The sequence below is a fragment of the Terriglobus aquaticus genome, assembly GCF_025685415.1.
GTDB lineage: Bacteria > Acidobacteriota > Terriglobia > Terriglobales > Acidobacteriaceae > Terriglobus > Terriglobus aquaticus.
This window is the reverse complement of the sequence record NZ_JAGSYB010000001.1, coordinates 1,134,443-1,150,215: the sequence shown is the minus strand read 5'-3', so window position 1 is coordinate 1,150,215 and position 15,773 is coordinate 1,134,443. Positions and strand designations below refer to the sequence as shown.

Genomic DNA, 15,773 nt, shown 5'->3' with positions numbered 1-15,773 from the left:
CGGGTGGCGCGAGTGCTGGTTATTGAAGACGAACCGAACATGCGTCGCTTGATCGGCCTGCACCTGCGGCAGGATGGGCATACGATCCACTCGGTCGAATCTCTTCGAGAGGCTCAGCAGACTCTGGAACAGCAGGACTTCGATGTGATCCTGACGGACCAGAAGCTGCCGGATGGTGAGGGAAGCCGGCTGTTGGAAATGCCGGGGTCAGCAGGCTCCACGGGAACGGTGGTTCTGCTTACCGCCTTTGGAACGGTGGAGCTGGCCGTGGAAGCGATGCGCAAAGGCGCCTTCGACTTCCTGACCAAACCCTTTGCTGCCGACAACCTGAGAGCAGTCATAGCTCGAGCTGCACAGCACGCACAGCTTCGCCGGGAAAATCTCCTGCTGCGGAACACGGTCGAGGCACTCGAAGGGGATGGGGAGATCTACGGAACCGGGACCAGGATCGCCGCACTCCGTGAACTGATTCGGCGCGTGGGACGGACTGATGCCACGGTGCTTATCACCGGTGAAACGGGAACCGGGAAAGAGCTTGTCGCCCGCGCGATCCACAAGCTGAGTGCGCGTGCGACCAAACCACTGGTCACGGTCAACTGTGCCGCGCTGCCCGATACCTTGCTGGAGAGCGAACTGTTCGGCCACGAGAAGGGCGCCTTTACCGGTGCAGACCGGCTGCGACACGGTCTGTTCGAGACCGCACACCAGGGCACCCTGTTTCTGGACGAGGTCGGTGAAATGTCACCAAACGCGCAGGCAAAGCTGCTGCGCGCGCTGGCTGAAGGCAAGATCACCCGTCTGGGCTCTTCCGTGTCTCGTGACGTAGACGTTCGTGTTTTGCTCGCTACACACCGCAACCTGTTGCGAGAGGTTGAGGCCGGGCGCTTTCGCCAGGACCTCTATTACCGGCTGGCTGTCGTGCCGGTGGAGGTGCCACCCCTTCGCGAGCGAGCGGAAGATATCCCTGTTCTTGCAAAGCATCTTCTGCAACAAATCGCCAGCGACCTGAAAATGCCTGTTCGCACGCTGCACGCCAAAGCCTTGAAGGAACTTCAGGAATACCGGTATCCCGGAAACGTTCGTGAGCTGCGGAACGTGTTGGAACGTGCGTGCATCCTGTCCGCCGATCCTGTGATCTTTTCTGTGAACCTGCCGACTGCCTCGGCAGCGACGCCGAACCCAGCGGTGCCGGAAGAGATGGATTTGAGAAAGGCACTTGCCGATTGGGAGAAGAGTGCGATCGTGCAGATGTTAGGACGGACGCACGGGCGTAAAGCGGAAGCAGCGCGTCGGCTCGGTCTCTCCAAGAGCGATATGACGTACAAGCTTGCGAAATACGAGATTTCGTTGCCGGAAGAAGAGAGCTGAGTTGTGAAAGGTTGTGCAATGGAGCCGCTCGCGGTTGATCAGGCGCTTCGATGACAACGCTATGAGGCCTACGTGTGGGTAGAGCGTCGCGAGTCATGGGGGCTCGGCCGGCAGATGGACGAGCCTCGAATGACGAGGCTGGCCTCGAGAATGGTCTCCAGTTCGCCTTCCGAATCGCTGTTTGCTGCCGTCCCGTGCAGCATATGCCGAAACAGCTTCGTGGCCGCGGCTTCGCCGATGAGGGTGGTTGGCTGACTGATCACGGTGAGCGGAGTCTCGAGGAAGCCGGCGAGTTCGAAGTCGTCGAAGCTTACCATGGCGAAATCTTTGGGCATGCTCAAGGAGAGCTGCTTGGCAGCGCCGATCATGTATCGTGCCCCGAGCTCATTGCCCACCAGGAAGGCCCGCCTGGTTCGGCCATCCTGATGGTCGCGCAGCAATGCTTGCGCTGCTGTTGCGTCTGGCACGTGGCGCGTTTCCGGGGTCAGTCCAGCGTCGCGCATGGCGCGTTCGTAGCCGAGCTGGCGCTCTTTCATGGTGTAGAGCGTGGGCTCTACCTGAACGCTGATGATGCGCTGATAGCCGTTTGCGATCAGGTGTTCGGTCGCCCGTTGGGCGGCGGCGCTGTTGTCGATCAGCACCGACGGACGGCCGGCCTTGGTCAGAGGAGCGTCGATGCCGACGACCGGAACGGGCAGCGCTCGCAGGGTGCGTGTGAGCAGCGGCGTAAGGTACTCGCTGCAACCAAGGACGAGGCCGTCCACACGGTGATCGAGCAGCCGCTTCATGGCATCGACGGTGCGGTCTGCGCGGTCGTGCGTGGCTGCCACGACCAGGAGTGAGGAGTTGCGCATCGCAACCGCCTCGACCGCGTTGACGCAACTGGCGAAGAAGAGGTCGGACAGATTGGGCACGACCATGCCGATCATGCCGGAGCGACCACCCTTGAGCGCCTGTGCGCTGCGGTTCGGGGTGTAACTCAGTTGCTTAGCCGCTTCCAGGATGCGCCGGCGCGCGGTGTCGCTGACTTTGCCTGCGCCGCTGAGGGCACGAGAAGCCGTGGCGTTTGAGACGCCCGCCTTTCGCGCTACATCCTCCAATTTGGCTACGTCAAAGGGTATCGACACGTTCCGATCCGACGCACTGACCATCCCGACTTCACGGGCCATCAGGAATATCTGAGAGACGCGGCGGGAATGCAAGCGGTTTCACGCAATTGTGCAGATTGTGGTGCGGGAGCGGGAATATGTGAAAGGCAGGGACGAAGGTGTGGTCGATGCGCTACTATGGCAGCCTGTCTGAAATCATAAGCCTCGGTGGAAACGATTCCATCATGGCCAAGGGGATGTACCTGTGACTCTTGTTGTCTCTCGCCTCCGTTTGCTGGCATGCAGTCTTGCTGTGGCAGCCACCACTTTTGGCCAAGCACCGCACGATACCAGCGGTCCGCTGACCGCTGCGCAGCAGGAAAAGCTGACCCGGCTGGAGCAGTTGAACACGCTCCCGGACGCTCCCTGGCGGGTGCACGAGGGCGATGTGCCGCACGGCGAGGCGGTCACGCTGGATGACAGCGCCTGGCCAACGGCAAAGCCCGGGAGCAAGGCAGGGAAGGGCGCGGTCTGGTACCGGCGAACGATCGAGATCCCGCAGACCCTGCACGGGTACGACCTGACCGGAGCGGACGTCAGCTTCCGCTTCCGCGCGTCGGCGAATGGCCCGATGCCGGAGATCTTGTATTTCGACGGCCGGCGGGTTGCGCTGGGCGACGACCTGGAGCAGGTGCAGCTCTTCCATGCTGCCAAACCGGGAGAAAAGATCCAAGTGGCGGTGAAGCTGCTGCCGACGGTGGACGAGAAGACCTTTGATCGGGTGGAGATGAAGGTAACGTTCGCTCCGAATCGCCCGAATCCGGACGACCTGCGGCAAGAACTGGCCAGCGCCTCACACCTGCTGCCAGCGCTCGGAGCAGGACCGGCAAACCTGGATGTGCTATCGAAAGCGATTCAGCAGATTGATGTGTCTGCGCTGGACCAGCACAACCAGGCGGCGTTCGATGCTTCGCTGAAGCGCGCTCACACGACGCTGGAGGCGGTGCGTCCGCTGCTGCAGACGGCAACGCTGCACCTGACGGGCAACTCGCACATTGACGCCGCGTGGCTCTGGCCGTGGACCGAGACCGTCGATGTGGTGAAGCGTACCTTTGGTACCGCCGCCCAGTTGATGAGCGAATACCCGACGTACACCTACACGCAGTCTGCGGCGGCGTACAGCCAGTGGATGGCGGATAAGTATCCCGAGCTGAATGCGCAGATTAAGCAGCGCGTCCAGGAGGGCCGTTGGGAGCTGGTGGGAGGAATGTGGCTGGAGCCGGACCTGAACATGCCGGACGGCGAGTCGCTGGTGCGGCAGATCCTGGTTGGGCAGCAGACCTTTCAGAAGCTGTATGGCCGAACGACGCGGATCGGCTGGAATCCCGACTCCTTTGGATACAACTGGCAGCTACCGCAGATCTACAAGCGTTCCGGCATCGACTACTTCGTAACCCAGAAGATGACGTGGAACGACACAAACCAGTTGCCGCTGAAGCTGTTCTGGTGGCAGTCGCCGGACGGCAGCAAGGTGTTGACCTACTTCCCACACGACTACGCGAACGACAATGTGAATCCTGTGCGATTGGCACGAGACTTCCAGCAGGCAGTCGCGCGCGACCCGGGCACGACGACCATGCTGGATCTGTACGGGGTTGGCGACCACGGTGGCGGTCCGACGCGCACGATGTTGGATGAGGGCCTGCACTGGATGGAGCCGGGACGGGTAGCGGCGCACGAGGAGTTCGGTACGGCACAGCCGTTCTTTACGAAGGTGGAGAACCAGATCGCAAAGGAATCGCCGACGTGGAACTACAAGACCCTGGCCAGCGGCAATACAGCTTTGCCCGCACCGCCGGCTGGGCAGATCACCGTTCCGACCTGGAACTCAGAACTGTACCTGGAGTATCACCGCGGAGTGTTCACCTCTCAGGCGGATCACAAGCGCAACATGCGCGACAGTGAGGAATGGGTTCTGAATGCGGAGAAGTATGCGTCGCTGGCTTGGCTGAACGGAAGCTCATATCCGACGACGCGCTTTACCGATGCGTGGAAGCTGGTGCTGTTCAACCAGTTCCATGACCTGGCGGCAGGCTCCGGAATCGGCACCATTTACCGGGAAGCACAGAAAGACTACGACCAGGTGCACTGGTCGACGAATGAGATCAGCCAGGCATCGCTGAAGACGCTGACCTCGCACATGGACACGCGCGTGAAGAATGGCGTTCCGGTGGTTGTGATGAATCCGTTGGCAGCGGAACGCTCGGGCCTGGTGGAAACGACGGTGCAGTTCCCCTCAGGCGAGGTGAATGAAATCGCAGTGCAGGATGCGGCAGGGAAGCCGGTACCGGCAGAAGTTGTGGATCGCAACGCGGCGACCCACAGCGCGACCGTGCTGATGGACGTGAGCGCCGTGCCGTCGCTGGGTTACAAGGTGCTGGAAGTTACGCAGGGACATGCGAAGTTTGGGTCCGACCTTGTGAGCAAGGGGACTACGCTTGAGAATGCGCGCTTGCGTGTGGTGGTCGACCCGCAGACGGGCTGCATCACGTCGATGGTCGACAAGCAATCTGGCTACGACGCGATCGCGCAGGGTGGATGCGGCAACGAACTGCAGGCCTTCAAAGACACGCCAAAGGATTACGACGCCTGGAACGTCGATCCCGGAACGTTTGATGTAGCGCCGACACTGTTGCACACGGTCGACCAGGTGAGCATGACCGAGTCAGGACCGCTGCGGTCCGTGGTTCGCGTGACGCGGCATTGGCAGAACTCGACCATCACGCAGGACATCATCCTTTATGCGAACTCGGATCATGCCGTCGTGAAGAACGACATCGATTGGCACGAGACCCATGTGCTGTTGAAGGCAGCATTTCCGCTGGCAGCAACGGGCCCGGCTGCGACCTACGAGATTCCGTATGGAACTATCGAGCGGCCCACCACTCGCAATAACAGCTTCGAGAAGGCGCAGTTCGAAGTGCCTGCAATGAGGTGGGCGGACCTGGGCGACGGCAAGCATGGGTTCAGCCTGATCAACAACTCCAAGTACGGCTACGACGCAGTGGGGAACCAGTTACGGCTCACGCTGCTGCGTTCGCCCACTTGGCCTGATCCGGACGCTGATCGCGAGCGCCACCAGTTCAGCTATGCATTGTTTCCCCACGCCGGAACGTGGAAGGAGGCCGGTAGTGTGGAGCACGGCTACGAGTTCAACTACGGCCTGCGCGCCATGCAGGTGGACCGGCACGAAGGTGACTGGAAATCGGAGCATTCATTCGTGGCTGTGGATGCGAAGAACGTGACCGTCACGGCAGTGAAGAAGGCCGAGGACGGCGATGCTCTGATCGTTCGCATGTACGAGTGGGCCGGCGAGCGCGGCATGGTGCGAGTAATGCTGCCAAGCGGCGCAACGGGCGCAACTGTGGCCAATCTGATGGAGCGTCCTGAAGGCGGTGCATTGAACGTATCCGGCAACGCAGTTGAGGTGCCGGTCGAACCGTACCAGATTCAGACGGTGCGGATTACTTACAAACGCCCATAAGCGCGTGCGTCGGTGAAGCGCGTCCAGCCAGTTCGGCGGGGCGCTTCACCGCTGTGCGCCCGGCCTTTTGTGCGCGCAAAGCTTTGCACGACGGCCTCATTGTTTCGGCATTTGGTTACAAGAAAACTTGTTGACACGCCTCCATCGAAGGCATTAGTTTTTGGCCGATCCATAGGCCAGCCTTTGATCGGGTCCGAAGTCGCTGAGGGAACACCCTCGACACTGAGTCGCGATCTACCTCCATACACCGAAGCACCTTAGAGCGCTCTTCGCAGCATTTTCTGGAGACCAAATGCAAACGTTTCCACTCCGTCCACGCTCACGCTGGACATCCCCAATTCTCTCTGCATGCGTGGCCAGCACGCTTTTTGTCGCGAGTCCAAGCCTCTTCGCGCAAGCCGACGCGGGCCTAACGGGCACCGTAACCGACAACGCCGGTGCGGTGGTTCCCGGCGCAGCCGTAACCGTCACCAATCAGGCCACCAACGTATCGCAAAAGCTGGTGACCAGCAGCGCGGGCACCTACACGGTGCGCGGACTGGTTCCGGGAAACTACAACGTGGAAATTGCGGCTCCCGGATTCCAGAAGATCGTCAAGACCGGTATTCCGGTGCAGGTCAGCACAGTCGGCACGGTGGATTTTTCCCTGCAAAATGGATCGGCGTCTGAGACCGTCGAGGTCACGGCCAATCAACTCACACTGAACACGACACAGCCGCAAATCGGAACGACAATCGATCCGGAAATCACGGACGACCTGCCGGTCGAGGTATCAGGCCGCGGTCGCCAGATCGACAACCTGCAGTTCCTCTCGCCAGGAACCACGGGCAACAGCTTCTCGCATCGCGTAAGCGGTGGCGTGGACTTCTCGCAGGAGATTATCTACAACGGCATCCCGGTACCGCAGTCGGAGACGGAAGGGTACACCGTCAATTACAACCCGCCCTACGATCTGGTCGGCGAAGTACGTGTGGAGCGCACTACCTTCTCCGCGCAGTTCGGTCTTGGCCAGGGCGCCCTCACGTACCAGACCAAGTCCGGCACGAACCAGTACCACGGCAATCTCTTTGAGATTAACCGCAATAATTTCTTCGATTCTGTCGGCTTTTACAACAGCAAGGCGCAGGGCGGCAGTGGTAAGTCCCCTTTGGATCACGAGAACAACTACGGCTTTACAGTGGGCGGACCGCTTTCAATCCCGAAGTTGTACAACGCGCATGATCGCACCTTCGGCCTCTATAGCCAGGAGTGGTTCAAGCAGAATCTGCAGGATCAGGATCTTTCGACGGTCGCGACCGTGCAGGAGAAGGCCGGCAACTTCGGCGACCTGATCGACACGACCACGGGCAAATTGATCCCCATCTATGATCCCATCACGGGGGCGCCGTTTGGATGCGCGAGCGCCGCCCAATATGCCAGCACCCCGTCCTGTGACACCAACATCATCCCGACAGCACGCTTCAGCCCGGCGTCAGTCAGCATGTTGCAGTACCTGCCGGACCCCGATCGTGCGGGAAGCGGTACCTACAACCTGAATAACAATAAGAAACGCGGCGCCGAATGCTATTCCAAACATCCAGCACGTTTGGGGCTTCGTAGTTGATCACAAGATCAACGACAAGCAGAGCATTCACTACACGCAGTGGCGTAATACCTTCAACAACTCGGGCTTTGATCACTCGCCGTTCGTGCTGGCACCGAATCCACTGAGCAGCCAGCGGTTCTACCCCAATATCGGCAGCGTGTTCCTGTTGAGCTATAGCAATTCCCTGACAGACAAGGTGGTGATGACCGCCGGATTTGGCTGGGTAGGTGAAATCAATAATCAGTTCAACCATCTGACTGGCATCAACTCGCCGGTGGTGCAGCAAAGCATTATCTCTCCCAACATCAATTTCGGCGGAGGCCAGGGTTATACAAGCTGGGGAACGAGCGGTTCAAATACTGGATCGGTCAATCGGAAGCTCGGTCTCGATTTCGTGAACAACTGGCTCTGGACGAAGGGCCGACACACCTTCAACATCGGTGGCGAGATCCGACGTTCCTTCCAGGACGACAACGAAGAACAGACAGCCGGCGGCCAGTTCAACTTCAGCAATCACCAGACGTCGATTCACGATCCTGGTGATGCCAATTTCAAAACCTTCGGCAATCCGTTCGCGAGCTTCCTGCTTGGTCTGCCCGACAACGCGTTGCGCAGCAACTCGCAAGAACTGAAACTGCGCAATATCGATTACTCGCCTTACATTCAGGACGACATCAAAATCACTCCACGGCTGACTGTCAACCTCGGTCTCCGTTGGGACATCCAGGTACCATTCACAGAAGTGCATCAGAACGTTGTCTACTTCGACGCCAACGTGCAGAACCCTTCCGCCGTCAATCTTGGTGGCCAACCGTTGTTCGGAGCGGTCAGCCGTCTCGGTTACAACGGTCAGCCATCTCGAGTGGGCACTCACTTCGGCCACTTTGGACCGCGCCTTGGCTTTGCCTACAAGCTGAATGACAAGACCGTGGTTCAGGGCGGCTTCTCGCTTGCCTTCTTGAACGGTGGCGCATACGAGTACGGCACCAACAAGGTCGCCGTAAACTACGGCAACCTGCTGGTCGGCTCGTTTGTGAGAGGCACGACCAACAGCTACACCTCCTCATACGGGCAATGGGACGGCAATCCGCTGCCGAACCCCCAAGCCACCCCGTATAACCCGAGCTTAGGCAACGGGCAGAATGTCAACGCTCTGAACACCTCCACCGACGGCTTTGCCCCATACAGCCAGCAGTGGAACGTGAATGTGCAGCGCCAGTTGCCGTTCCGTACCTTCCTGACAGCGTCGTGGGTTGGCAACCGGGTAATCCACTTGCCCAGCAACCTGAACCCAATCGACCAACTCGATCCGAAGTATCTGGCGCTGGGCGCCAAACTTGCCGATGTCTTCCAGCCAGGGCAAACGCAGCTAGACGGCGTGAACTTGCCCTACGGCAACTTCGTCAAGGACTTCGGCGGCAGCGCGACGGTGGCGCAAGCGCTGCGGCCCTACCCTCAGTTCAATAACATCATGAACAACTTCGAGGGTTTCGGTACCGCGTACTATCAGAGCCTTCAAGTCGAGGTAGATAAGCACCTGAGCAACGGCCTGTCGTTTCTGGTGGGCTACACGCTGTCCCGTTCGCTGGATAATGCCAGCAGCGGCTTCAGCAGTTTTGTCAATGGTGGCATCAACAAATACGATCAGAGGCCCGAGTGGTCGATCTCAGGCGCCGATGAGCCGAACACGTTGAAAGTGAGCGGCACGTATGAACTGCCGCTTGGTCCTGGCAAGCCATTCCTGAACAACAAGGGAGTTACCGGCCAGCTTACCGGCGGCTGGAAGATCGGCTGGATCCTTGATTACGAACAGGGAACACCGTTTGGCGTTGTGGATGGCTCTAGTCCACTCAACGGCTTCAACCGCCCGAACCGAAATGCAAGCGTGCCTCTGAAGACGGCGAGCTACGATCTGGTGAAGAAATTCCTGATTGGCGGCAAGCAGGGCAGCGCTCCGCAAATCTTCAATCCCGCGGCCTTCACCTCGACGGGTAGCCAGTACGTCATCGGTACGGCGAAGAGAAACTACTCCGAGTTGCGCAGCCCCAATTACTACAATGAGGCTGCAAGTTTGGAGAAGAGCTTCTTCCTGACCGAGCGTTACCGGTTCACCTTGAAGATGGATTACTTCAACTTGCTAAACCGGACCTATCTGGCGGGCGGCACCAACACCGACCTGTCGAATGGAAGCTTCGGACTCTTCAATCCGTCCACGAACACAAACAATCGACAAGGTCAGATCACCGGAAAGTTCACGTTCTGACCTTACACCGACCACTCGCTAAAGGGGCTGCGTGAGCAGCCCCTTCCTTTCTTCACTTAGGCTCTGCTAACCTGCAGCACGGAATCACATGCCTCACCCGACACTCATTCGATCCATGCTCTGCGCCGTGTCCGTTGCCTTCCTGTTCCCGTTGGCGGCACAGCCGCAGCGCAGCGGCGCGTCAGCTCAGCGCGGCTCTGATGCAATTACTCCGCAGGTGCAGCAGCTGTATGCGGAAGCGCACGATGCTCAGGCGCACGGAGACGCTCAGACGGCGATCGCGCGTTATACCGAGATCCTGCGGTTGGCACCACGTTTGGCGCCTGCGTATAACAACCTGGGCATGCTGTACTACAACACCGGCGATTACAGTCACGCTGCGGAGACGCTTCGCAAGGGGCTCGCCATCGATCCGCGGATGACGACTGCCCAGACGCTGCTGGGGTTGAGTGACGTTCGGCTCGGCCGATCCATTGAAGCGAAAGCCGAACTGACCAAGGCGCTCGAAGCCGATCCGGCGAACAATGACGCGGAGCTCGCACTAGGCCGACTTGAGATCTCGACGGGTGACAGCTCTGCGGGCACGGCTCATCTGCGTGATTATCTGCAGCGCAATCCCAAAGACCAGCAAGTCTGGTATTTGCTGGGCAAGGCATACCTGAAGTTGTCTGAGGAGTCACTGGCCAAGGTCGACCAGATCGATCCCGACTCGGGTGTGGCGCACATTATGGCTGGCGAAGTCGACGAGAGCATGAAGAACTACGACGGTGCTCTGGCGGAGTACACCAAGGCGCTCGCGAAGGATCCGAACCAAGCCGGCAATCACTACCATTTGGGGAATGCGTTCTGGCTGGAGGAGAAGTACGAGTCTGCCGCGAACGAGTTTCGGGCGGAACTGCGAATCGATCCAAACAACTGCATCACGCAGTGGAAGCTAGGAAACAGCATTCTAAGTGCGAACCAACCCGCGGCAGAGGCGCTGCCGCCCCTGAACTCTGCGGTGACAACGTGCCCGGATCTGATGCAGGCTCGGGTGGATCGCGCGAATGCGCTGCTGAAGCTGGATCGTGCACAGCAGGCGCTGGACGACTTGCGACCCGCGGCCCAGGCCTCGCCTGATGAACCGTCGATCCACTTCCTGCTGTCCCGTGCGTACAAGGCACTAGGGAAGAACGAAGAAGCACGTTCGGAGTTGCAGGTGTATGCGCGGCTGCAACGGCAGGCGAGCGAGGCCAGTGCAAAGCAGGCGAAGGATGTTATCTCGGCGAAGGACCAAGCGCGCTAGGCCGGGCTCACTCCGCAGTGCAGGCTGCATCCTGTTGCTGGGCTGCGTGGGGTATGCGCTCGTGCATGCACAAACCGGCGGAGGAGCCAGCACAGGAGAGGCACACGCGCCCACTTACGATGCGCGTCATCGTCCGATCACTGCTGGCGGATACGTCGCGGCTGGCGAAGCGGTGTTTGAGGATGTGACGCGCGCCGCCGGACTGGCCAGCTGGCAGCATCACGTCGGTAGCACGAAACGCACCCTGATCTCCGAGTCGCTGGGAAGCGGAGTCGCGCTTCTCGACTTCGATGGCGACGGCTGGCTGGACATCTACCTGGTGAACGGCTCAACGGTGGAAGCGTTGGAGGGTAGAGCAGTGTCTGCGCACGCCGCGCTGTTCCGCAACAATCACGACGGGACCTTTACGGACGTGACCCGGTCCGCCGGTGTGGCGAACGATCGCTGGGGCGTTGGCGCGATCGCGGCCGACTTCGACAACGATGGCTGGCCCGACCTCTACGTCACCAATCTTGGCAAGAACCGGCTGTATCACAACAACCGGAACGGAACCTTCACGGACATTGCCGAGAGCGCGGGTGTTGCCCTGGGAGGGTGGTCGACGGGTGCAACCGCAGGGGACTTTGACGGGGACGGATTGCTCGACCTGTTCGTTCCCGGGTACACGGCGTTCGATTTCGCGAAGCTACCGCAGCCAGGCTCGAACAGCGTTGCTGCGAATACCTGTACCTTCCGTGGCGTGGCTACGTTCTGCGGTCCGCGTGGTCTGCTGGGCGCGCCTGACCATCTATTCCGCAACAGGGGCGATGGAACCTTCGTTGAGGTAAGCGAGCAAGCTCACGTTGCCGACAAACCTGGCTACTACGGGCTGGCATCACTCTTCGTCGATTTGGATGGGGACGGTCTGCCGGAGCTGCTTGTCGGCAACGACTCAACTCCAAACTACCTTTACCAGAATATGGGCAACGGCACATTCCAGGACGAGAGCTTCGAGTCGGGGTTTGCGGTGAACGGGCAGGGCCGCGAAACCGCGACGATGGGGGTCGCCGCCGCGGATTTCAAGAACAGTGGCAACCTTGGCTTAGCCCTGACAAACTTTTCGGACGATTACAAGCTGTTGTATGAGGGGGATGGCGGCCTCAGCTTCAGCGACATCAGCGCAAAGGCGGGGATCGCCGACTTGAGTACACCTTTCCTGGGGTGGGGCGTAGGTTTTGCAGACTTCGATCGAGATGGGCTGGAGGACCTGTTCTTCGTCAATGGGCACGTTTACCCCCAAGTGGACCAGCAGCAATGGGGCACCAGCTTCGCACAACGCCCGCTGCTGTTTCGCAATGCCGGAAACGCTAAGTTCCGGCCAGTCGAAGCTGTGGAAGGAAGTGGTTTAGCGCAGGCGATCACGGGTCGAGGCGCCGCCTTCGGTGATCTCTTCAACAAAGGCAGGATCGACGTCGTAATCAACAACCTGGAAGGTCCGCCGACGTTGCTGCGGAATGTTTCTTCCGATCGGCATCACTGGATTGAGTTCAGCTTACGTGGCACCGGAAAGTCGAACCGCGAGGCGATCGGAGCTCGCGTGACGTTGGTGGCCGGGCCATTGCACCTGAGGCGTGATGTGCTATGCGGGGGCAGCTTCGCCTCATCCAGCGATCCGCGTGTCTTCTTTGGGTTAGGAGATGCTACGACGGTCGAGTCTGTGGAGATTACCTGGCCAGATCACAGCCACCAGTCTTTCTCTGGCCTTGCGGCAGATCACATCTATACGATCGTGGAAGGGGAGAGAACAGCTCGCCCTCAGGCTACATCGAAGTGAAATCGCCTATGTCCATCAACGCAGAAGATCGGGTGCAGGCACAAGCTGCATGCGAACTCGTGGACGGAAGTGCGGCTAAGCTCAACTCGCTCTGTTCATGGCAATGGTCATGGGGTATGTCGGACTACAAGGCCAGGCCTAGACGTTCGGTGCCGTTCGCTTTGGCAGGGTGGTTTTACGTTGTCATGATCGCGGCTGCAACGGTTTCTGCATTTGCTCAGCAGCCCACCGCTGCGGCCTGTCCTTCGCTGGTAGAAGCTCGAAGCCTGATGATGCAGCAGAACTGGAAAGCGGCCGCAGACTCGTTGCGGCAGAACATCTCTGCGAATGCAGCCTGCGCGAACGCGCACTATCTACTGGCTTACACTCTGCTTCGCGATAATGAGCCAGACGCCTCCTTGAAGGAGTACACCGCTGCGGCGAAGTTGCGGAACCCGACGTCGAGTGAGTTCGTCGGCGTTGCATCGGACTACATCCTGCTGAAGGACTATGCCGACGCTGAGCGTTGGCTAGAACGGGCCACCAGAACAGAGCCGGTGGATGTGCAGACCTGGTACCTGCTGGGGCGCACGCAGTACAACCTAGAGCAGAACGCTGCCGCAGTTGAGTCGTTCCAGCACAGCCTGACGGTGATCCCGGAAGACCCGAAGGCTGAGTACAACCTGGGCCTTGCCTATGAGCGATTGCAGCGGCCGGACCTTGCTCGTGCTGCGTACCAAACGGCAATCGATTGGGCCGAGAAGAAGCACACACCTGATGCCCAGCCTTACCTGGATCTTGGCGTGCTCGACCGCGCTCAAGGGCATGCTGACCAAGCTTTGCCGCAGTTGCAACGGGCGGCCGCGCTTTCGCCCGGCAACCCGACTGTCTTCCTGGAACTTGGCCGCACGCTCCTCGAATTGAAACGCCCTGATGAGGCGATCGTTGCGCTGAAGACAGCGGCTGCGCTGGCACCGTCTGCGGAGCAGCCGCACTATTTTCTTGGGCGAGCCTATCGCGCGGCCGGCAAGGCTCCGGAAGCAGACCAACAGTTCGCAATTGTTCAAAAACTTGCCGGATCTCATTCCAGCACCACCACGCCGAATGCGGATGGTCGCAGGGCCGAAGTACCCCAATGAGCAGGAGAACAGGCGTGCTCAGGCGTTGGGCGCTCCCATTTGCGATCCTCGGTCTTCTGGTGATCCTCCTAACGCTCTTGGGGGTGTCGCGGCCGGCGGTTCATGCCGCTATCAGGGCACCGCGCCCCGATCTGCTCCGCCGGGCCCAACGCCTGTGAGCTCGGCCGACGCGGTTTGCAGGAACTGCCATCAGGCGATCGTGGATGAGTATCTTCGGACTCCTATGGCAAACGCCAGCGGAGTGGCAAGCGACGGGCTGATACCGGGCGTTTTCACGCACGCACGTTCGGGAGCCACATACCGGGTGGGAGCTGAGCCGGACGGTGCCGTGCTGAGCTATGAGGTGCCAACACGCGGCATTGCTGCTCGGCAATCTCTGCTGTACTACCTGGGCTCCGGTAAGCTCGGACGGACCTATCTGTACTCGATCGACGGCTACCTGCTCGAGTCGCCGGTTGCGTACCATTCTTCGCTCCGCGGTTATGCCATGGCACCGGGCCTGGCGGATGTGTCGTCGGTACCCTCGGCATTGCCCATGAACGCGCGCTGTATGCGCTGCCACATGAGCGACGTTCAGGAACCGCTGCCCGGTGGTGGCAACAGGTTCGCCGGTTTGCCGTTTTTGCATGGCGGCATCACGTGCGAACAGTGCCACGGCGACACCTCGCAGCATGTTCTGAGTAAAGGCAAACAGCCGGCGTTGAACCCTGCCAAACTCTCGGCGCCGGCTCGCGATTCGGTATGCATCAGTTGTCATCTGGAAGGGGATACCAGCGTCGAGCTTCATGGTAAGTCCGTCACGCAATACAAGCCGGGCGATGACATCCGGAAGTACCTGGCATACTTCGTCGTGCCCAGTAACTCAGGACGAAGTGTGACCGAGATCGAGCAACTGAACCAGAGCGTATGCAAGCGGCGCAGCGGCGATCACATGTCGTGCATGAGTTGTCACGACCCGCATTTCCATCCCGAACCGGCGCAGCGGGCGTCGTTCTATCGGGCGAAATGTCTGGCCTGCCATACCGGTGCTACGTTTGCGACGAGCCACCATCCGGAGAACCCGGACTGCACGTCATGCCACATGCCGAAGGCGGAGATTAGCGATACTCCGCACGTCGCGTGGACCGATCACCGCATTCTGAAATTGCCGCAGCTTGGCGAAAGCACCGGGTCGAGTTCGACTGCCGTGGTACCTGCGCTGGATGGAGAGACCGTGACGGCCCGGGAGCTTGGACTGGCGTATTACAACCTGGTGTTGAAAGGGGAGGCACGCTGGGCTCCGGCCGCTTTCTCTAACTTGTCAGAAGCATGGGCGAAAGATCCGTCAGACAGTGACGTCGGCATCACGCTTGCCGCTATCTACCAGGCCCAGGGCCGATGGAAGGATGCGGAGACGATCTACCGCGAGGCTCTGAAGGGCAGGGCAGAAGAGGTGCAAGCGGCGAGTGATCTGGCGCTGATCCTGGCGCGAGAGGGCGACATGGATACGGCGCAGAAAATGTGGGCGAAGATCTTTGCGCGCGCAGAGGACCAGGAAGCGATTGGTATCAACTTGGCCGTTGCGGATTGCATCCTGGGGAATGCCGCGGATGCCCGAACCGCGCTCGAAACGGTGCTGAAGTTCAGCCCTGCTTCCATCAAGGCACGCCAAGAGCTACAGGTGATCTCCCGCCAGGGATGTTCACGCCACTAGACAGGTCGACTATCTT

At 59.8% G+C, this 15,773-nt stretch carries 9 protein-coding genes; 8 read left to right on the top strand and 1 reads right to left on the bottom strand.

Annotation, left to right across the window (positions count from 1 at the left end; genetic code table 11):
* The first annotated feature begins 3 nt into the window (after window positions 1–3).
* A complete protein-coding gene (locus OHL12_RS04775) occupies window positions 4–1,368 on the top strand; it encodes a sigma-54-dependent transcriptional regulator (protein WP_317889801.1) in 1,365 nt (454 codons plus the stop codon).
* 68 nt (window positions 1,369–1,436) lie between these two features.
* On the opposite strand, the gene OHL12_RS04770 is transcribed toward OHL12_RS04775, so the two are convergent.
* Complete coding sequence (locus OHL12_RS04770; RefSeq protein WP_263412685.1) at window positions 1,437–2,537, bottom strand: LacI family DNA-binding transcriptional regulator; 1,101 nt, start codon at window positions 2,535–2,537, stop codon at window positions 1,437–1,439.
* A 232-nt stretch (window positions 2,538–2,769) separates the two neighbouring features.
* Between OHL12_RS04770 and OHL12_RS04765 the strand changes: the two genes are divergently transcribed.
* The 7 genes from OHL12_RS04765 (at window position 2,770) to OHL12_RS04735 (ending at window position 15,757) form a co-directional block, all read left to right on the top strand.
* A complete protein-coding gene (locus OHL12_RS04765) occupies window positions 2,770–6,000 on the top strand; it encodes an alpha-mannosidase (RefSeq protein WP_263412684.1) in 3,231 nt (1,076 codons plus the stop codon).
* Window positions 6,001–6,352: 352 nt separating this feature from the next.
* Window positions 6,353–7,603: a carboxypeptidase-like regulatory domain-containing protein gene (locus tag OHL12_RS04760; RefSeq protein WP_263412683.1), complete on the top strand. Its 1,251-nt coding sequence runs from the start codon at window positions 6,353–6,355 to the stop codon at window positions 7,601–7,603.
* Window positions 7,536–9,848: a TonB-dependent receptor domain-containing protein gene (locus OHL12_RS04755; RefSeq protein ID WP_451923606.1), complete on the top strand. Its 2,313-nt coding sequence runs from the start codon at window positions 7,536–7,538 to the stop codon at window positions 9,846–9,848. Before OHL12_RS04760 ends, OHL12_RS04755 begins: the two co-directional genes overlap by 68 nt.
* An 88-nt stretch (window positions 9,849–9,936) precedes the next feature.
* The gene (locus OHL12_RS04750; protein WP_263412681.1) at window positions 9,937–11,133 is read left to right on the top strand and encodes a tetratricopeptide repeat protein; all 1,197 of its coding nucleotides are present in this window, start codon (window positions 9,937–9,939) and stop codon (window positions 11,131–11,133) included.
* A gap of 61 nt (window positions 11,134–11,194) precedes the next feature.
* On the top strand, window positions 11,195–12,946 hold the full coding sequence (locus OHL12_RS04745; protein ID WP_263412680.1) for a CRTAC1 family protein: 1,752 nt from the start codon (window positions 11,195–11,197) through the stop codon (window positions 12,944–12,946).
* 149 nt (window positions 12,947–13,095) lie between these two features.
* On the top strand, window positions 13,096–14,064 hold the full coding sequence (locus OHL12_RS04740; protein WP_263412679.1) for a tetratricopeptide repeat protein: 969 nt from the start codon (window positions 13,096–13,098) through the stop codon (window positions 14,062–14,064).
* Window positions 14,065–14,287: 223 nt separating this feature from the next.
* On the top strand, window positions 14,288–15,757 hold the full coding sequence (locus OHL12_RS04735) for a tetratricopeptide repeat protein (RefSeq protein ID WP_263412678.1): 1,470 nt from the start codon (window positions 14,288–14,290) through the stop codon (window positions 15,755–15,757).
* Window positions 15,758–15,773 lie beyond the last annotated feature (16 nt).

Bases quoted from the DNA above. Each gene is read 5' to 3' on its own strand.
- OHL12_RS04770 (WP_263412685.1), bottom strand. From the start codon at position 2,537: ATGGCCCGTGAAGTCGGGATGGTCAGTGCGTCGGATCGGAACGTGTCG.
- OHL12_RS04750 (WP_263412681.1), top strand. From the start codon at position 9,937: ATGCCTCACCCGACACTCATTCGATCCATGCTCTGCGCCGTGTCCGTT.
- OHL12_RS04735 (WP_263412678.1), top strand. From the start codon at position 14,288: ATGGCAAACGCCAGCGGAGTGGCAAGCGACGGGCTGATACCGGGCGTT.